Source organism: Mesorhizobium sp. WSM4846 (assembly GCF_055811415.1).
Map to the genome: position 1 here is coordinate 30509 of NZ_JBVVPZ010000016.1, position 18751 is coordinate 49259.

General features: G+C 63.5%; 19 protein-coding genes. 15 read left to right on the top strand and 4 right to left on the bottom strand.

The window, feature by feature from the left end; all coding sequences use genetic code 11:
• Positions 1-21 precede the first annotated feature (21 nt).
• Positions 22-795: an SOS response-associated peptidase gene (locus tag AC0L15_RS15535; RefSeq protein ID WP_287244148.1), complete on the top strand. Its 774-nt coding sequence runs from the start codon at positions 22-24 to the stop codon at positions 793-795.
• 79 nt (positions 796-874) lie between these two features.
• Here the strand turns inward: AC0L15_RS15535 and AC0L15_RS15540 are convergent, their stop codons facing one another.
• Positions 875-1030, bottom strand: a complete 156-nt coding sequence (locus AC0L15_RS15540) for a hypothetical protein (protein ID WP_023800743.1) — start codon at positions 1028-1030, stop codon at positions 875-877.
• A 390-nt stretch (positions 1031-1420) separates the two neighbouring features.
• Here AC0L15_RS15540 and cysS point away from each other — a divergent pair, with 390 nt between their 5' ends.
• The 8 genes from cysS to AC0L15_RS15580 all read left to right on the top strand — a co-directional run bounded on the left by cysS (position 1421) and on the right by AC0L15_RS15580 (position 8560).
• A complete protein-coding gene (gene cysS / locus AC0L15_RS15545) occupies positions 1421-2893 on the top strand; it encodes a cysteine--tRNA ligase (protein ID WP_473496552.1) in 1473 nt (490 codons plus the stop codon).
• 34 nt (positions 2894-2927) lie between these two features.
• On the top strand, positions 2928-3314 hold the full coding sequence (locus AC0L15_RS15550) for a VOC family protein (RefSeq protein ID WP_473496553.1): 387 nt from the start codon (positions 2928-2930) through the stop codon (positions 3312-3314).
• A gap of 4 nt (positions 3315-3318) precedes the next feature.
• Complete coding sequence (locus tag AC0L15_RS15555; RefSeq protein ID WP_287244139.1) at positions 3319-3810, top strand: GFA family protein; 492 nt, start codon at positions 3319-3321, stop codon at positions 3808-3810.
• The gene (locus AC0L15_RS15560) at positions 3807-4283 is read left to right on the top strand and encodes a GFA family protein (protein ID WP_287244137.1); all 477 of its coding nucleotides are present in this window, start codon (positions 3807-3809) and stop codon (positions 4281-4283) included. The genes AC0L15_RS15555 and AC0L15_RS15560 overlap by 4 nt, the downstream gene beginning before the upstream one ends.
• Positions 4280-5236: a prolyl aminopeptidase gene (gene pip / locus AC0L15_RS15565; protein WP_091590505.1), complete on the top strand. Its 957-nt coding sequence runs from the start codon at positions 4280-4282 to the stop codon at positions 5234-5236. Before AC0L15_RS15560 ends, pip begins: the two co-directional genes overlap by 4 nt.
• A 2-nt stretch (positions 5237-5238) precedes the next feature.
• Positions 5239-6855 carry a citramalate synthase gene (gene cimA, locus AC0L15_RS15570; protein ID WP_287244136.1) on the top strand — a complete coding sequence of 539 codons (1617 nt, stop codon included), beginning with the start codon at positions 5239-5241 and terminating at the stop codon, positions 6853-6855.
• An 83-nt stretch (positions 6856-6938) separates the two neighbouring features.
• A complete protein-coding gene (gene rarD / locus AC0L15_RS15575) occupies positions 6939-7859 on the top strand; it encodes an EamA family transporter RarD (protein ID WP_473496554.1) in 921 nt (306 codons plus the stop codon).
• Positions 7860-7873: 14 nt separating this feature from the next.
• Entirely contained in the window at positions 7874-8560 is a 687-nt protein-coding gene (locus tag AC0L15_RS15580; RefSeq protein ID WP_287244132.1) for a glutathione S-transferase family protein, read from the top strand.
• Positions 8561-8569: 9 nt separating this feature from the next.
• On the opposite strand, the gene AC0L15_RS15585 is transcribed toward AC0L15_RS15580, so the two are convergent.
• A complete protein-coding gene (locus tag AC0L15_RS15585) occupies positions 8570-9571 on the bottom strand; it encodes a transporter (RefSeq protein WP_473496555.1) in 1002 nt (333 codons plus the stop codon).
• A 205-nt stretch (positions 9572-9776) separates the two neighbouring features.
• On the opposite strand from AC0L15_RS15585, the gene AC0L15_RS15590 reads away from it, so the two are divergent.
• Positions 9777-11108 carry a PQQ-dependent sugar dehydrogenase gene (locus tag AC0L15_RS15590; RefSeq protein WP_287244124.1) on the top strand — a complete coding sequence of 444 codons (1332 nt, stop codon included), beginning with the start codon at positions 9777-9779 and terminating at the stop codon, positions 11106-11108.
• 78 nt (positions 11109-11186) lie between these two features.
• Here AC0L15_RS15590 and AC0L15_RS15595 read toward each other — a convergent pair whose 3' ends face one another.
• Positions 11187-11798, bottom strand: coding sequence for an LOG family protein (locus AC0L15_RS15595; protein ID WP_027152697.1), 612 nt, complete (start codon positions 11796-11798; stop codon positions 11187-11189).
• A gap of 164 nt (positions 11799-11962) precedes the next feature.
• On the opposite strand from AC0L15_RS15595, the gene AC0L15_RS15600 reads away from it, so the two are divergent.
• From AC0L15_RS15600 to AC0L15_RS15610, 3 genes are all read left to right on the top strand, one after another.
• The gene (locus AC0L15_RS15600) at positions 11963-13369 is read left to right on the top strand and encodes a LysM peptidoglycan-binding domain-containing protein (RefSeq protein ID WP_287244121.1); all 1407 of its coding nucleotides are present in this window, start codon (positions 11963-11965) and stop codon (positions 13367-13369) included.
• A 64-nt stretch (positions 13370-13433) separates the two neighbouring features.
• Complete coding sequence (locus AC0L15_RS15605) at positions 13434-13760, top strand: ArsR/SmtB family transcription factor (RefSeq protein WP_236371642.1); 327 nt, start codon at positions 13434-13436, stop codon at positions 13758-13760.
• A 94-nt stretch (positions 13761-13854) separates the two neighbouring features.
• Positions 13855-15741, top strand: coding sequence for an ABCB family ABC transporter ATP-binding protein/permease (locus tag AC0L15_RS15610; protein ID WP_287244118.1), 1887 nt, complete (start codon positions 13855-13857; stop codon positions 15739-15741).
• A 3-nt stretch (positions 15742-15744) separates the two neighbouring features.
• On the opposite strand, the gene AC0L15_RS15615 is transcribed toward AC0L15_RS15610, so the two are convergent.
• On the bottom strand, positions 15745-16617 hold the full coding sequence (locus AC0L15_RS15615; protein WP_036262072.1) for an SMP-30/gluconolactonase/LRE family protein: 873 nt from the start codon (positions 16615-16617) through the stop codon (positions 15745-15747).
• Positions 16618-16861: 244 nt separating this feature from the next.
• Here AC0L15_RS15615 and AC0L15_RS15620 point away from each other — a divergent pair, with 244 nt between their 5' ends.
• Together AC0L15_RS15620 and AC0L15_RS15625 are read left to right on the top strand one after the other, a co-directional pair.
• Positions 16862-17560: a phosphatidylserine decarboxylase gene (locus AC0L15_RS15620; RefSeq protein ID WP_287244115.1), complete on the top strand. Its 699-nt coding sequence runs from the start codon at positions 16862-16864 to the stop codon at positions 17558-17560.
• A gap of 3 nt (positions 17561-17563) precedes the next feature.
• On the top strand, positions 17564-18379 hold the full coding sequence (locus AC0L15_RS15625; protein ID WP_023800727.1) for a CDP-alcohol phosphatidyltransferase family protein: 816 nt from the start codon (positions 17564-17566) through the stop codon (positions 18377-18379).
• Positions 18380-18751 lie beyond the last annotated feature (372 nt).

Genomic DNA, 18751 nt, shown 5'->3' on the forward strand with positions numbered 1-18751 from the left:
CAATCCAACGAGTTTCAGCATATGTGCGGACGCTTCGCCTTGACCGCCACGCCGGACCGGGCCGCCGCTTTTCTCGGTCTGCCAGAACTGGAGGATTTCCCGCCCCGCTACAACATCGCACCGACGCAGCCGGTGCTGATGGCGATTGCAGGCTTGCCGCGAGCGCCAGGCTCGAACCTGCCAGACTCGAACCTGCAAGACCGGCAGCCGATGCTGGTGCGCTGGGGGCTGATCCCGGCGTGGGTGAAGGACACGCGTGAGTTTCCTTTGCTGTTCAACGCGCGCTCGGAGGGAGCCGCGCAAAAGGCCTCGTTTCGCGCCGCCATGCGCCACCGCCGCGCTTTGGTGCCGGCTTCAGGCTTCTACGAATGGCGTCAATCAGGCGGCAAGCGGGGACAGCCCTATTGGGTGCGGCCGAAGCATGGCGGGCTTGTCGCCTTCGCCGGACTGATCGAGAGCTATGCCGAGCCGGGCGGCTCGGAGATGGACACCGGCGCCATCCTGACCGTCAACGCCAATGCCGACATTGCCCATATCCACGACCGCATGCCAGTGGTGATAGACACGCAGGATTTCGCCCGCTGGCTGGATTGCCGCACGCTCGAGCCGCGCGACGTGGCCGACCTCCTCAAACCGGCACAACTCGATTTCTTCGAGGCCGTCCCGGTTTCCGACCTCGTCAACAAGGTCGTCAACACCGGGCCGGAGATTCAGGAAAGGTGGCCGGAGCTCGAGAAGGCCAGGCGCCGGAAGCCGGGCGCCGACGACAGTCAGATGAGCTTGTTTCAGCAGTAGCTGCTATTTTCTGGGGCGCTTCAGCGCCTTCATTGCCGGCGCTGCCATTTCCTGGCGAACCCGCCGGCCGCACGTCACATCAGGCAGCGCGCGGCGAGGTGATCTTCTGCACCGGCTTCTTCTTCTTCGCTGTGTGGAGAAGGGCGGCGACGATCGCGGCCGGGCCAATCGCCCGGTATTGACTGGCGAGCGCCGGTTGCTTGGCGCTGCTGGAGTCCTGCTTGGCTCGAGGCATTTTTCTCTTCCCTGGTAACGTCTTCGTGTCCGCGTTTGCTGGTCGAATCCGACCAAATCGTGACATCTGCTGATCTAGCCGGTGAATGTTTCATGACTGTGCCGAGATGTTTAATAAAATGTTTCACCGCGTCATTACCTGTGATCCAGCGGCTCTTTTGCCGAAAGTTGCGACTTGACGGCAACACTGGCTGAGGCGATAAAGCCGCTCATGAGAACGTCTTTCGCCATTTGTGGCATCTGCATTATTGGCTAGCTTCGCGCTGGTCCGGACGTTTTCGCCTATCTTCCTTCTAGAGTGGACAAACGCCCCGGCCAGCAGGCTGGTGGCTGATTTGCGTCTCGGCGCAAGCGGGCCCCAACCAAAAAGTAACGCACCGGGAAGGCACGAATGTCTGACGCATCGAAGGGCCTGCGCCTCTACAACACGCTGACGCGGACCAAGGAGGATTTCTTCCCTATCGATCCGCGCAATGTGCGCATGTATGTCTGCGGCCCGACGGTCTATGACTTTGCCCATATCGGCAACGCGCGGCCGGTGATCGTCTTCGACGTGCTGTTTCGTCTGCTGCGCCATCTCTACGGGCAAGCGCACGTCACCTATGTGCGCAACATCACGGATGTCGACGACAAGATCAACGACCGCGCACTGCGCGATTTCGGCACCGAGATTGCCTCGGGAAAGCTGTCGCTGAACGAGGCGATCCGGCGGGTCACCGAAAAGACCGCCGACCAGTTCCACAAGGATGTGGCGACGCTCGGCTGCCTGCAACCTACGGTCGAGCCCCGGGCCACTGAATTCGTCGAGCCGCGCGCAGATGGCAAAGTCGACATGATCTCCTTGATTCAACGCCTGATCGAACGCGGCCATGCCTATGTTGCGGCAGGCGAAGTTCTGTTCAACACCGCCTCGATGCCGGACTACGGCCAATTGTCGAAACGCAATCTCGACGAACAGCAGGCCGGCGCTCGCGTCGCCGTCGATCCGCATAAGACGAGCCCTGGCGATTTCGTGCTGTGGAAGCTGTCCTCGCCGGAAGAGCCGGGCTGGGACAGCCCGTGGGGCAGGGGCCGGCCGGGCTGGCACATCGAGTGCTCGGCGATGTCGGCCGCCTATCTCGGCGAGGTCTTCGACATTCATGGCGGCGGGCTCGACCTGATCTTCCCGCACCACGAGAATGAAATTGCACAGTCGCGCTGCGCCCATGGCACCGAGGTGATGGCCAAGGTGTGGATGCACAACGGCTTTCTGCAGGTCGAGGGGCAGAAAATGTCCAAGAGCCTGGGCAACTTCCACTCGATCAACGAGTTGCTGGAGACGGAGACCTTTGGTGGCCGCAAGTGGCCAGGCGAGGTGCTCAGGCTGGCGATGCTGATGACGCATTATCGCGAGCCGATCGACTTCTCCGTGCGCAAGCTGGAAGAGGCGGAAAATACGCTGCGCAAATGGAAGCGGGCGGCGGACCTGGCACCGGCGGCGGCCAATCAATTGCCGGTCGAAGTGGTGGAAGCCTTGTCGGACGATCTCGCAACCTATCCTGCGTTCCAGGTGCTGACGCAACTGGCCGGCGAGACTGTGGATTCCAATACTGTCGGTGGCGGCAACGCTGCCGCCGCGGGCAACGATGCTGCCGCTTCGCTGAAGGCGGCACTGTCGTTCCTCGGCTTCGACGTCGCACCGGCCAAGGTTGATGAAGATGTCATCGCCAGGGCCATCGCCAGGCGCCTGGAACTGATCGCCGCCAAGAACTGGGCCCAGGCCGACCGCATTCGCGACGAGCTTCTGGCGCAGGGCGTGCAACTGAAGGACGGCAAGGATCCGGGCACGGGTGAGCGCGTGACGACGTGGGAGGTAAAGCGATGAGGGCGGCCGGCGAACCAGCAAGGGACGTAGTTCCATGATCGACCATCTTGGCATCACCGTTTCCGATTTCGACGTGTCGAAAGCTTTCTACGACAGGGCGATGGCACCGCTCGGTGCCTCGCTGCTCTACATGGTGCCGCAGGAATACACTGGTGGCGCCAAGGTTGGCGGCTATGGCCGCGACCGGCCGGTGTTCTGGCTGCATCAAGGCAAGGACAAGCCAAAGGACCGCCAGCATGTCGCCTTCACCGCGCGCAGCCGCGCCGAAGTCGATGCCTTCCACGCCGCCGCCATCGCTGCCGGCGGCAAGGATAATGGTGGGCCGGGCCTTCGTCCGCACTATCACGCGAGCTACTATGGCGCCTTTGTCTTCGACCCCGACGGCAACAATATCGAAGCCGTCTGCCATGCCCCGGAGTGAAGCGATGAGCCTGGATAACAGACCGGTCTACACAGGCGGCTGCCAGTGCGGCGCCGTGCGTTTCCGTGTCGAAGGCGCGCTGGGCGACGCCTCCGTCTGTCATTGCCGCATGTGCCAGAAAGCAAGCGGCAATTTCTACCTGCCGCTGGTGTCGGTGCGTGGCGCAAAACTCGACTGGACGCGCGGTGCGCCCAAACGCTTTCATTCCTCCAACGCTGCGTGGCGCGGTTTTTGCGCCGATTGCGGCACGCCGCTGACTTTCGAGGCGCCCGACGGCACCGCACTCGCCATCGCGGCCTTCGACCATGCGGAGGAGATCGCGCCGACCATCCAGTGGGGCACCGAAGCAAAACTCCCCTATGTCGATCACATCCACGAATTGCCTGGCGAGGACACGATGGCCGATGTTTCGTCGTCCTCCTATCTCGCCGATCTGGTTTCTTACCAGCACCCCGACCACGACACCGAACAATGGCCGCCGGAGGAAAGATCATGACCGAAACCGTTCGAACCGGCGGCTGCCAGTGCGGCGCCGTGCGTTTCCGCATTCGTGGGGCGCTCGGACGCCCTTCCATCTGCCATTGCCGCATGTGCCAGAAACAGTTCGGTTCCTTCTTCGGCGCGCTGGTGACGGTGCCGAAGCACGGCGTCGAATGGGTGCGCGAGGAGCCGAGTTATTTCCAGTCGTCGGTTAACATCGATCGCGGCTTTTGCAGCCGTTGCGGCACGCCGTTGACCTACAGGCAGCCTGGCGGGCTCGAGATCGCCATCGGCGCATTTGACGATCGCTCCGACCTCGCACCGCAGATCCAGGTCAACTACGCCGCCCGGCTGCCTTGGGTGGAGAAGATCTTCGACGCGCCGGTCCATGACGATCCTGACTACTACACAAGGCAGGAATCGATCATCTCCTTCCAGCATCCGGATCACGAGACGGCCAATTGGCCGCAGCAGGGCCTGAAATTATGAGCAATGACCTGCGCAGCCTCTATCCGGAGATCGAGGCCTTCGACTCAGGCATGCTCGATGTCGGCGATGGCCATCAGGTCTATTGGGAGCGTTCCGGCACCAGGGGCGCCAAGCCGGCCGTGTTCCTGCATGGCGGACCGGGCGGCACCATTTCCCCAAAGCACCGACGGCTGTTCGATCCGAAGCTTTACGATGTCATCCTGTTCGACCAGCGCGGCTGCGGGAAGTCGACGCCCAACGCCTCGCTCGAGGCCAATACCACCTGGCATCTGGTCGCCGACATCGAGCGCCTGCGCGACATGTGCGGCTTCGACAAATGGCTGGTGTTCGGCGGCTCGTGGGGCTCGACCCTGGCGCTGGCCTATGCCGAGACGCACCCCGAGCGGGTCAGCGAACTGGTCGTGCGCGGCATCTACACGCTGACGCGCGCGGAGCTCGAATGGTATTATCAGTTCGGCGTCTCGGAAATGTTCCCCGACAAATGGGAGCGCTTCCTGGCGCCGATCCCCGAGGGCGAGCGCGGCGACATGATGGCCGCCTATCGCAAGCGGCTGGTCGGCAGCGACCGCAAGGCGCAGGTCGAGGCCGCCCGCGCCTGGAGCCTGTGGGAAGGCGAGACGATCACGCTGTTGCCCGATCCGGAAACCAGCAGCCGGTTTGGCGAAGACGATTACGCCGTGGCCTTCGCCCGCATCGAGAACCATTATTTCGTCCATGCTGGCTGGCTTGAGGAAGGGCAACTGTTGCGTGATGCCTTCAAGTTGAAGGACATCCCCGGCACCATCGTCCATGGCCGCTACGACATGCCGTGCCCGGCGCGCTACGCCTGGGCGCTGCACAAGGCGTGGCCGAAGGCGGACTTCCACTTGGTCGAGGGCGCCGGCCATGCCTATTCGGAGCCGGGCATCCTCGACCGGCTGATCCGGGCGACGGATAAGTTTGCGGGGAAATGATCATGGGCCGCGAGCGCCTCTATCTCTTCGACACCACACTGCGCGATGGCCAGCAGACGCCGGGCATCGACTTTTCGGTCGAGGACAAGATCGCCATCGCCGGGCTGCTCGACGGGTTCGGCGTCGATTATATCGAAGGCGGCTATCCCGGCGCAAATCCGACCGACACCGCCTTCTTTGCCAAGCACCGCACGGCCACCGCCAAATTCGTCGCCTTCGGCATGACCAAGCGGGCAGGGGCGTCGGCTTCGAACGATCCAGGCCTTGCCGCATTGGTCCAGTCGAAGTCGGACGCCATCTGCTTTGTCGCCAAGAGCTGGGACTACCATGTCCGCGTCGCGCTGGGCTGCACCAACGAAGAAAACCTCGAGACGATCAAGGCGTCGGTCGAGGCGGCGATTGGCTCGGCCAAGGAAGCATTGGTCGACTGCGAGCATTTCTTCGACGGCTTCAAGGCCAATCCCGCTTATGCGCTGGCTTGCGCCAGGACCGCTTACGACGCCGGCGCGCGCTGGGTGGTGCTGTGCGACACCAATGGCGGCACGCAGCCGTCGGAAGTGCGCACCATCCTCGAGAAGATCATCGAGGCAGGCATACCGGGGGACCATCTCGGCATCCATGCCCATGACGACACCGGCCAGGCGGTGGCAAATTCGCTGGCCGCCGTCGAGGCCGGCGTGCGCCAGATCCAGGGCACGCTGAACGGCATCGGCGAGCGCTGCGGCAACGCCAATCTGATCTCGATCGTGCCGACGCTGGCGCTGAAGCCGGCCTTTTCCAGCCGCTTCGAGACAGGCATCTCGGCCGAAGCGTTGGCCGGAATATCGCGCCTTTCCCGCGCCTTCGACGAATTGCTGAACCGCGCGCCGGAAGCGCAGGCGCCCTACGTCGGCGGTTCCGCCTTCGCCACCAAGGCCGGCATCCACGCCTCGGCGCTGGCCAAGGAGCCGGCCACCTACGAGCATGTGCCGCCGGAAGCGGTCGGCAACCGCCGCCGGGTCATGGTCTCGGACCAGGGCGGCAAGGCCAATTTCCTTGCCGAGTTGAAACGGCGCGGCATCGAAATGCCGAAAGATGACCACCGGCTCGACGCGCTGATATCAGTGGTCAAGGAGCGCGAGGCCGAGGGCTATGCCTATGAAGGCGCCGACGCCAGCTTCGAGCTGCTGGCGCGCAAGATGCTGCACGGCCTGCCGGAATTCTTCAGCGTCACCTCGTTCCGCTGCATGGTCGAGCGCCGGTTCGACGCCAATGGCCAGCTGAAGACGGTCTCAGAGGCGATCGTCAAGGTGCTGGTCGATGGCGAGGAGAAGATGTCGGTGGCGGAAGGGCACGGTCCGGTCAACGCACTCGACATCGCGCTGCGCAAGGATCTCGGAAAGTTCCAGAACGAGATCGCCGACCTCGAGCTTGCCGACTTCAAGGTGCGTATCCTCAATGGCGGCACCGAGGCGATCACGCGAGTGCTGATCGAATCGCACGATGCGACCGGCGCCCGCTGGTGGACGGTCGGCGTCTCCGAAAACATCATCGACGCTTCATTCCAGGCGCTGATGGATTCGATCGTCTACAAGCTGATGAAGAACCGCGAGATGGCCGGGCTGGTCGCGGCGGAGTAGGATTGAACCATCAGCGAAAGTCCATTGATCCATCAGAACTTTGCGATGGTCTTGGCCCGGCGGCTGGCGCATAGCGTTGGGACATGGCCACGCAAGCAATTCAGCTCGAAGCAGTCTCAAATGCCCGGCGTGGATTCCTGCTGGCGCTGGGCGCCTATCTCCTGTGGGGGTTGCTGCCCTTCTATATGAAGGCGGTCGCACATCTGCCGCTGGCCGAAGTCATCGCGCACCGCATCGTCTGGTCGGTGCCGATCGCGGCGGCCGTTTTAATCTGGGCCGGCCGCACGGCGGATTTCAAAGCGGCGTTGCGTTCGCCGCGCATCATTTCCATGGCGGCGCTGACGGCGGCGCTGATTTCGGTCAACTGGGGCATCTATGTCTGGGCCATCGCGGTCGACCGTACCATCGAGACCGCTCTTGGCTACTACATCAACCCGCTTGTCAGCGTCGTCGTCGGCGCGCTGCTGCTCAGCGAACGGCTCGACCGGCTGCAAATCGCGGCGGTGGTGCTGGCGGCCATCGCGGTCGCGGTGCTGACGATCGACGCCGGCAAGCTGCCCTGGGTGTCGCTGGTGCTGGCGTTTTCCTTCGCCGCCTACGCCTTCTTCCGCAAGACGCTGCCGATCGGTCCCAGCCAGGGTTTCTTGCTTGAAGTGCTTTTGCTGTCGGTGCCGGCGCTCGGCTACATCATCTTCCTCATCGTCACCGGGCAGGACCATTTCGTCTCCAGTTCCCTGAACGATACCGCACTGCTGATCGGCTGCGGCCCGGTCACCGCCATACCGCTGCTGCTGTTTGGCTTCGGGGCCAAGCTGCTGCGTCTCTCCACCATCGGCATCATGCAGTATATCGCGCCGACCATTGTGTTCCTGATCGCCGTGCTGATTTTCGGCGAACCCTTCGGCAGCACCCAGGCCATCGCCTTCGGCCTGATCTGGGCGGCGCTGGCGATCTATTCCTGGTCGATGTTCCGCGGCCGCGAGATCCGGCCGGCAATGCGTTAGAGCGAGGATTTTCGATGTACGTGCTGCACATAGCAAACAAGAATTATTCCTCGTGGTCGCTGCGGCCATGGGTGCTGATGCGGACATTGGGCGTCCCCTTTGAGGAGCGGCTGACACCGTTTCCGACCGGATCGAGCTGGAGCCTCTACCGGCCGTTCTCGCCCAGCGGCCTCGTACCGTGCCTGATTGACGACGGCTGGGCAGTTTGGGATTCGCTCGCCATCACCGAATATCTGGCCGAGCGCCACGCTGGCGTCTGGCCCGCCGACGCGAAGGCGCGAGCCTGGGCGCGGTCGGCAGCGGCCGAAATGCATTCGAGCTTCAACGCCTTGCGCGGCTCCTGTCCGATGAACTGCGGTGTCCGCGTCGCGCCGGTGCCGATGTCGGATGCGCTGAAGCACGACCTCTTTCGTCTCGGCGATCTCTGGGGCGATGGGCTTCGCCGCTTCGGCGGACCGTTCCTGGCTGGCGATCGCTTCACTGCCGTTGACGCCTTCTTTGCCCCGGTGGCGTTTAGGGTTCAGTCCTACGGACTGTCCTTCGAGGGCGCAGCTGCCACCTATCCGGCGCGATTGCTGGCTCTGCCGGCGATGCGCGAATGGTACACGGCAGCCCTTGCAGAGGAGTGGCGCGAGCCGAACCACGAAGCGGAGGCGCGCGCTGCCGGCACTGTCCTCGAGGATTTTCGCGCGACCTTGTAACGGTTGCCGCTACATCCCGCGCCCCAGCCGCCTGACGAACAGATAGACGACCACCGCGACCGCGAGCGATATCGCCGACGCCACCCAAAAGCCCACCGGCGTGTCGACCAGCGGCAGCCCGCCGACATTCATGCCGAACAGGCCTGAGATGATCGTCATTGGCAACAGCACCGCGGTCATCACCGACAGCATGTAAAGCAACTGGTTCGACTGCGTCGTCAGCTTGGCCATCAGCTCGTCCTGCAAGAGCCGGGCGGGGGCCTGCAATTGCTCGCCGTCATGATGCAACGTATGGGCGCGGTGCGAAAGCCGTGCCGCCATGTCGTTGATCGCGTCAGGCAGGTCATTGCGATGCGAATGGTCGAGATGGCGGAACAGGCTGGTCAGCGTCGCCATCTGCCGATGGATCACCACCAGTTGCCGGCGCGCATCGACCAGCGCCTGCCGCTCATTGTGCCATGCATCGCAGACGATGCGGTCCTCGATGCCATCGAGCGTGTCGCCAAGGCCAGCGAGTTCCGTCGTCATGCCGTCGAGCGACTGGCCCATGACAGCCTCGATCAGTTCGGCCGGAGAGCGGAACTTTCGCGATCCGTTGTCGATCGCCTTGCGGATCTTGTCGACCGATTGCAGCGGTTGCTTGCGGCCGCCGATCAGCATCGTGTCGTTGAAGGCGAAGCGGAAATGGCCAAGCCCGCGCGCCTCCGCCGAATAGTCGTGGCGCAGGTCCGGCAAATCGCCGTACAGCCAGTCGTCCTCGAGGTCGATATGGCAGCCATGGCCGGCCGACAGGAAGGCATCGCGCACCGGCGGCGGCGAAGCCGGCTCGGTGGCGATCTCGTGGCGGGCGCGCATGTCGGAAACCTGGTAGCTGCGCCATGTCCAGTGTGTGGTGGTCGCGTCTTTGGTTCTCGTGCCTTCGGCGGTGAAGTGATAGACGAAGAACAGCCCGTGCTCGTCCGGCAGGTAAGGCGACAGATCGCTGCCGTCTGGATTGAGAGGGATGTTCATGATCGCGTCGCCAGTCTCTCGAATACGCCGCGTGGCGGCGACCTAGACTGTGATTATTAGCACGGGCGAACCGTTTTCGTGTGACTGTTTTGACGGTCATCCGAGGCGGCGTACCAACGCCGTTGTTTGGAGCGAGTTTGGAATAATACGTCCTTGACTCGCGTTTGCGTAAAGAGCACGACGCAATCCATGCGGAGGACGTCCGATGCATGCTGGCTTCCCACGAAGCCTACTCATAGCGGTATTGGGAGCCGTCATTGCGGGCTGCGCTGGCTTTTCGGCGCAGAAAACGGGGGCAATAACCGGCTATGGCCCCAACCCAACCTTACCGAAACCAAGACCGACGCTGATCCCGACCGTCAACATCGCCGAGGCGAAAGGCTGGCAGAAAGGTGGTATGCCGAACCCGGCGAACGGGCTGACGGTGAACCCCTACGCCACCGGCCTCGACCATCCGCGCTGGCTGCACGTGCTTCCGAACGGGGACGTGCTGGTTGCCGAAACCAATGCCCCTGCCAAGCATGACGAAGGCTTCAGCCTTAGAAAGGTCTTTATGGAACTGGCTATGAAGCGCGCCGGGGCCGCGACCAAAAGCGCCAACCGCATCACGCTCCTGCGCGACACCAATGGCGACGGCATTGCGGATGTGCGCAGGACATTCGCAAAAGGCCTCAATTCTCCCTTTGGTATGACGCTGTCCAAAGGCATTCTCTATGTAGCGAATACCGACGCGCTTGTCGCTTTCCCCTACTCCAATGGCCAGACCCGAGCCACAACGCCGCCGGAAAAGATCGTCGACTTACCGGCCGGAGATCTCAACCATCATTGGACCAAGGATGTGATCGCAAGTCCGGATGGACGCAAGCTCTATGTCACCGTCGGCTCCAACAGTAACGTTGGAGAAAACGGCATGGCCGCGGAGAAGAACCGCGCCGCCGTCCTTGAAGTGGACCGGTCGACCCGCCGTACCCGGGTCTTCGCGTCAGGGCTGCGCAACCCGAACGGGCTCTCCTGGAACCCTGAAACCGGCAAGCTTTGGGTCGCCGTGAACGAGCGTGACGAGATCGGCGACGATCTTGTGCCGGACTATATGACCTCGGTTCGTGACGGCGCTTTTTACGGCTGGCCCTACAGCTATTTCGGACAGAACGTCGACGAACGCGTCAAGCCGCAGCGCCCCGGTCTCGTGGCTAGGGCGGTCAAGCCCGACTACGCGCTGGGTTCCCATACCGCCTCGCTGGGACTGACCTTCTCCAAAGGGGCGTCGCTCGGCCCAGCCTACGGCAACGGCGCGTTCGTTGGTCAGCACGGCTCGTGGAACAGAAGTGTGCTCAGCGGTTACAAGGTGATCTTCGTGCCGTTCCGCGGTGGTAAACCGAGCGGTCCCCCGAAAGATGTGCTCGCTGGCTTCGTCGGGCGTGACGGCAGGGCGATGGGCCGTCCGGTCGGCGTTGCTATCGATCAGAGCGGCGCACTGCTCGTCGCCGACGATGTCGGCAATGTCATCTGGCGGGTCAGTAGGGCAGTAGGGCAGTAGGCCAGTAGGCCAGTAGGCCAGTAGGCCAGTAGGGCAGCGCCTCACGAGCGCGGCATGCACTACATACTCCCCTATACCCTAAAGCTTGTCGATCACCGACTGCACGCCTTCGGTCGGTGCGTCGACCGATGATCCCGCGACCATGATGGCAGCGACGATCGCTTCCGGATCGTCGACCACCAGCGGCCTGACCCGCTGCGCGGTGTGGATGAAGCCTTCGGCCATCATATGGTCGAGCAGCGCCAGCATCGGGTCCCAGAATCCTCCAACGTTGCCGAAGACGATCGGCTTGCGATGATGGCCGAGCTGGCCCCAGGTCATGATCTCGATGATTTCCTCGACAGTGCCGATGCCGCCCGGAAGCGCCACAAACGCGTCGGATTTCTCGAACATCGTATGTTTGCGCTCGTGCATGTTTTCGGTGATGACGAGCTCGTCAAGTCGGTCAAGCGCGGTTTCGGTGGCCTCCCTGTTGATCAGGAAGCGCGGAATGATCCCCGTCACCTTGCCGCCGGCCCGCATTGCGCCCTCGGCGACGGCTCCCATGATGCCCCTGGTACCGCCGCCATAGATCAGACGCAGGCCGGACTTGGCGATCGAACGCCCAAGCAGGTGTCCGGCCTTGGCATAGGTTACATCGCGGCCCGGAGACGAGCCGCAATAGACGCAGATGGATCGAATCGTGTTCATGAGATGATTGGTGATTGGGTCTTTATTCGCGGTCAAGCCCGGGCGGGTTTTTTCTTGTCGGCCCCGTTTATTCGTGTCGGGCCTTTTTCTTGTCGGCCCCCCTTGTTCTTGTCGCCTTGGGCAAAACAGGCTAGACCGCATTAGGTGGCTAAGGGCAGGGAAATATGGCAATTAATCCTTTGAAGGCGTTTTTGTTCGTCGTCGGCGGCTCCGTCGCCGCGGCGGGAACCGCCTATGTGTCGGGCGCGCTCGATCCGTATCTCACTCGCACGCCGCCGGCGGAAGTGGCATCGCTGACGCCGCCGGTGGAGACGCCGGCCGAACCAGTGACCGATGCACCGCCGCCGCCGGCGCCTGCCGCTGGTGCGATGGCACCGGCAGTGCCGGCCACGGCCGATGCGATTGCGCCGACTTTCGACATCGTTCGGGTCGAGATCAAGGGCTCTATTGTCGTCGCCGGCAAAGCCGCACCCAACGCCAAGGTCGAGATTCTCAACGGTTCGACGGTTCTCGGCTCGACGGTCGCCGGTGCCGATGGCGCTTTTGCCATCGTTCTCGACGATGCGCTGAAACCCGGCGATTACACGATCGCGCTGCGCTCGATGACCGGCAATGTCATAACCCCCTCGGCGCAGACGGCTATCGTCTCGATTCCCAAGAGTCCTGCTGGCCAGGTGCTGGCGATGATCGAGGAGCCGGGCAAGGCCTCCGAATTGCTCACCGTTCCTTCACCCGAGACAAAGCCTGAATCGCCGCCTGCCGGCGACAAGGCGGCCGCCCCGGCTTCCGAGGACTCCGCTGCCGGGGACCCCGCTGCCGCAGCACCAGCCGCACCGGCTGCCACGGCGCCGGCCACCATCGACGCCGCCCCCGCGCCCGCCCCGGGCGGGGCGGCCGCACCGGCGACAGCAGCTGCAGGGCCAAAGGTCGTCGTCGAAGCGATCGAGATCGACGGCAACAAGATCTTCGTCGCCGGGCTCGCCGACCCCGGTCGCAAGGTACGCGCCTATGCCAACGATATCTTGCTCGGCGACGCGAAGACTTCGCCCGATGGCCATTTCCTGGTCGAGGCGACGCGCAACATTCCGGTCGGCACCTACACGATCCACGTCGATGCGCTCGATGCCGAAGGGGTCAAGGTGGTGGCCCGTGCCGCCGTGCCGTTCGAGCGCGAGCCGGGCGAGTCGATCGCCGCCGTGGCGCCTGCCGAGGCAAAGCCGGCCGCGCCGGCAACCACGCCTGCGGCGCCCTCGGCCGAGGCGCCAGCCGATATGGCGGCTGCGACGCCCCCGACCGGAGTGCCCGAGACCGCGGCGCCGAAGCTCGAACACGCCGACAGCGCCGTTATCATCCGCCGCCGCGATACGCTGTGGCGGATTTCGCGGCGCGTCTACGGCCAAGGCGTTCGCTACTCGACCATCTACCTCGCCAATCAGGATCAGATCAGGAATCCCGACCGCATCTGGCCGGGGCAGGTGTTCAAGGTCCCCGGAAAATCGCAGGAAGGCGAAGCCGCCAACCTCAAGGCGATGGGCGACCAGATGACGACAGCCCCGACAAAGGCCAACTAGAAATCCTTTTCTTCTCTAGCGGGCTCTTGCGGAAAGTTCATTCATCGTCTATCGCCGATAGACGATGAACGCTCCCTTGACCGAGAAGACCTGCGGCTTCGCCGACAGCCAGGCCGTCGCCGCAAAGCTCGCCGCGCTTTCGCATCCGGCCCGGATCGAAATTCTCCGGCACCTTTCGGCCAGCCACTCCTGCTGCTGCCGCGAGGTCGTCGACCATCTCGACCTGGCGCAGTCCACCGTTTCGCAGCACCTGAAGATATTGGTCGATGCCGGGCTCGTCCGCTACCAGCCGGATCGGCAACGCTCGCGCTATGAAGTCGACAGCGATGCGCTCGAAGATGTTTCCGCATCGCTGGCCGCGCTGGTCAATTCGTGCTGCTCCGGCCGCTAGACCATAATCCCGAACGACCGTGTCAGCGAAAAGTGGAAGCCGATTTTCGGAAAAGATCGTGGTCAATCAATAAGAAATACGAAAAGGCGATAAAATGGCCGAAAAAACCGTCTCCGCCGATTCTGGCTCGACCCTCAAGACATTGCGCAATCTTTGGCCCTATATGTGGCCGGCCGACCGTGCCGACCTGCGGGCGCGGGTGGTGTGGGCGACCGTGCTTCTGGTCGTCGCAAAGCTGACGCTGGTTGCCGGTCCCTACTTCTTCAAATGGGCGACCGATGCGCTGGCTGGTGACGCCAAGTCGGCGCCGCCGCTGCCGGCCTTCATGCTGGCGCCAGTCATGCTGGTCATCGCCTACAATGTCGTGCGGCTGGTGCAACTCGGTTTCAACCAGCTGCGCGACGCGCTATTTGCCCGCGTCGGACAATATGCGGTGCGCCAACTCGCCTTCCGCACTTTCATCCACATGCATCGATTGTCGCTGCGCTTCCATCTCGAGCGCCGCACCGGCGGCCTGTCGCGCATCATCGAGCGCGGCACCAAGGGCATCGAGACGATCGTCCGCTTCACCGTGCTCAACACCTTGCCGACCATCCTCGAATTCGCGCTGACAGCCGGCATCTTCGCGGTCACCTATGGCTGGAAGTACGTGGCTGTGGTGGCGGTGACGGTCTGGCTCTATATCTGGTTCACCATCAGGGCGAGCGACTGGCGCATCGTCATTCGCCGCGACATGAACGACAGTGACACCGATGCCAGCACCAAGGCGATTGACTCGCTGCTCAATTTCGAGACGGTCAAGTATTTCAACAACGAGGGCATGGAAGCCGAGCGCTTCGACCGTTCGATGGCGCGCTACGAGACCGCTGCCACCAGGATATGGACCTCGCTCGGCTGGCTGAACTTCGGCCAGGGCGTCATCTTCGGTCTCGGCACGGTTATCGTCATGTGCCTTTCGGCGCTGGAGGTGCAGGCCGGCACGCAGACGGTTGGCGACTTCGTCTTCATCAACGCCATGCTGATCCAGCTTTCGGTGCCACTAAACTTCATCGGCTTCATCTATCGCGAAATCCGCCAGGGGCTGACCGACATCGAGCAGATGTTCGATCTGCTCGATGTGCCGCAGGAGATCGTCGACAAGCCGGGGGCCAAGCCGCTGGTCGTCGGCTCCGGCAAGGTCGAGTTCCGCGACGTGCAGTTTTCCTACGATCCCAACCGCAAGATCCTGAAAGGCATCAGCTTCGAAGTGCCGGCTGGCAAGACGGTTGCCATTGTCGGGCCATCGGGCGCCGGCAAGTCGACCATTTCGCGGCTGCTGTTCCGCTTTTACGACATCCAGGGCGGCAAGATTCTGATCGACGGCCAGGACATTCGCGACGTGACTCAGCAGAGCTTGCGCGCGGCGATCGGCATGGTGCCGCAGGACACCGTGCTGTTCAACGACACCATCGCCTACAACATCCGCTACGGCCGCGTCGATGCCAGCGAGGAGGATGTGCGCAAGGCGGCAGAACTCGCCCAGATCGGACCGTTCATCGAGCGGCTGCCCGACGGCTACCGTTCGATGGTCGGAGAGCGCGGACTGAAACTGTCCGGCGGTGAGAAGCAGCGCGTGGCAATCGCCCGCACCATTTTGAAGGCGCCGCCGATCCTGATGCTCGACGAGGCGACCTCGGCTCTCGACAGCCATACCGAACAGGAGATCCAGGCGGCACTCGACCTCGTCAGCAAGGGTCGCACCACCATCGTCATCGCCCACCGGCTGTCGACGGTGATTTCGGCCGACGAGATCATCGTGCTGCAGGACGGCCAGATCGCCGAGCGCGGCACGCATGCCGCCTTGATGCGCAAGGCCGGCCTGTACGCGTCGATGTGGGATCGCCAGCGTGAGGCAACCGAGGCCGAGGAGCGGTTGCGCATTGCTCGCGAGCGCGACGAGTTCGGCGTTGTCGTCCGCCGCCGCCCCTCCGAGGTGTCGTAGCCCCTACGGCCAGCCAGCGCCCGGCGCGGAAGCTTCGATGCTGAGCACCTGGCCGGTGCGCGCATCGCTGATCATGTGCTCGAAGCCGCGCCATTCGGCGGCGACGATGAACAGCGTCTTGCCGTCGGCGCCGCCGAGCATGCAGGCAAAGCAGCCGCGATCGGCATCGACACTGTCGAGCATCGCCCCGCCCTCGCGCACCCGCACGCAGTGCCGGTTGGGGACGTCGGCATACCAGATGGCGCCTTCGGCATCGAGGCAGATGCCGTCGGGAAAGCCGTTGCCGAGGTCGGCCCATCGCCGCCGGTTGGCAAGGCCGCCATCGGCGGCGATGTCGAAGGCGGTCAGCCTGTTGGCGTGGGACTCGGCGACGATCAACGTCTTGTTGTCAGGCGACACCGCCATCCCATTGGCGAAGGCGATCTTGTCCGCCACCTGCCGCACCGACCCGTCCGGTGCAATCAGCACGATGGTGCCGGGGCCGAAATGCTGGCCGGGAACCGGCGCTGGCCCACCGCCATTGACGTAGATGTTGCCGCGCCCGTCGACGACGATCTCGTTCCAGGCGTTCCCTGAGAGGTGTCGCAGATCGGCGTGGGTGACCAGCGTCCCGTCTGCTTCCTGCCGCAGCACCAAGCCCTCACGCCCGCAGACGACGACCAGGCGACCGTCCGGCAGCCAGTCGACCGAATAGGGCAGGGTGGCCGGCACGGTGAGCATGATCTCACTGTTGCCGTCGGCATCGACGGCGATGATCTGGCCGGTTCCCCAGTTGCAAAACCAAAGCCTGCCATCATGCCAGCGCGGCGATTCGCCGAACGCCAGACCGTTCATCACGACCCGCGCTTCCTTTGCTGCTGATTTCCGTGACAGCATTTGTTGCCTCCAGCTTTCGTTCGGCGGGCGCTTTGACAAGGCCCGTATCTCCAAGGACGCATGAGGCCGGTTCGCCCCGACACCAGTCATGCTTTTTTGGACAGGCTCATTGGACCCCTTCCAACGCCCGCGATCGGCTAATGCGGACGAGAACGCCGGATCCGGCGTTCCCTCATTGTCGCGTTGCGGCCACAGGGTGTTTCCGCTATTGAGGCCGGACCTGAAACTAGGTTGTTTCCATTCCATGGACCTCGTCGACACGATCAAGAAAACGTTGGTTCCGATCCATCGCGAAGGCTATCCGTTTATCGCCGCCTTCGCAGCGGTGACGCTTTTCCTCGGCTATTTCTCTTCGATCCTGTTCTGGGTCTGCCTCATCCTGACGGCCTGGTGCGTCTATTTCTTCCGCGATCCCGAGCGCGTCACGCCGGTCGACGACCGCCTGGTGGTGAGCCCGGCCGACGGCATCATCACGGCGGTCGGTCCGGCAGTGCCACCGCGCGAACTTGGCCTCGGGGGCGGCGAGATGACCCGCATCTCGGTGTTCATGGACGTCTTCTCCTGCCACGTGAACCGGGCTCCGGTGCGCGGGCGCATCACAAGGATAGAGCATCGGCCCGGCCAGTTCCTCAACGCCGCACTTGACAAGGCGAGTGCCGACAACGAGCGCAATGGCCTGGTCATCGACAGCCCGAACGGCACGGTGGCCGCGGTGCAGATCGCCGGCCTGGTGGCGCGGCGCATCGTCTGCTGGGCCGAGACCGGCAGCACGATCGGCATCGGCGAGCGCTTCGGGCTGATCCGCTTCGGCTCGCGCGTCGATGTGTTCCTGCCGTCGACCGCAACGCCGCGTGTCGCCGTCGGCCAGACTGCGGTCGGCGGTGAAACCATACTGGCCGAATTCGGCGGCGTTGCCGCAACGCCGCTCGTGCGGGTGTCCTGAGCCGTGGGCGCGCCGTTCAAAAAATTCGAGGCGCATGGCAGCGGCGGCCCGCGCATCCGTGAAATTCCGATGCGCATGGTGCTGCCCAATCTTGTCACAGTGCTCGCCATCTGCGCCGGCCTCTCGGGCATCCGCTTCGGCTTCGAAGGCCGTTTTGAGCCGGCAGTGGTGATGGTGCTGCTGGCCGCCTTCCTCGACGGCATCGACGGCCGTCTGGCACGCATGCTGAAGGCGACGTCCAAATTCGGCGCGCAGATGGATTCGCTGGCCGACATCGTCAATTTCGGCGTAGCACCCGCGCTGGTGCTCTATGCCTTCCTGCTCGACCAGGCCGGCTCGCCGGGCTGGATTGCCGCGCTGCTGTTCACCATCGCCTGCGGGCTGAGACTCGCTCGCTACAACGTGCTCGACGAAGAAACTGATCGCCCGCAGTGGCAGACCGAGTATTTCGTCGGCGTGCCGGCGCCGGCGGGCGCCGTGCTGGTGATGCTGCCGCTTTACCTGTACTTCCTGCGGCTTGGTGTGGAGCCGTCCCGCCCTGCCGCCTTCATCGCCGCCGGTTTCACCGTTCTGATAGCCTTCCTGCTGGTCAGCCGGCTGCCGGTCTATTCCGGAAAAAGCCTGAAAGTCCCGGGCGACAAGGTGCTGCCGATCATCCTCGGTGTCGTCCTCTACATCCTGCTGTTGATGACCTATCCCTGGTACACGCTGACGGCGTCGGTTGCCGGCTATCTGCTCTTCCTGCCGCTCAGCATCCGCGCCTATTCCAGGCGCGCCAAGCGCGAAGGCGAGAAGGTGCCGCCTTCGGACTTCGGCTGACAGATCTGTCGCCAATTCGCTGATAGTTCAATTAGTTCAAGTCGGACGCATCCCGCTCTAGCGGGAACCTGCCGGCGTCTTGACCGTTCTGTCTCAGCGGGCGTGGCGAGCGACGTCGCGAACGCCTCGCTATCAGCCCTTGACGCTGCTGTCCCAGGCGCAGGAGCTTAAAGAAGAGTGAGGAGAAATGGCTGTCGTCCTCATTGGCGCGTTGCTCATTGTCGCTGGCGTTGTGTATATGGCCGGCGCAGCCCTTTGGCGTGGGCGGCTCAGCGATCCGGCGCCGCGCTTTAGGCGCTAGGCCGCCGCGGCTCAAGTGTCGGGCCTGGCGTTGCAAGATTTGGCGTCGAGCGATCCGGCGCCGCGCGAGCA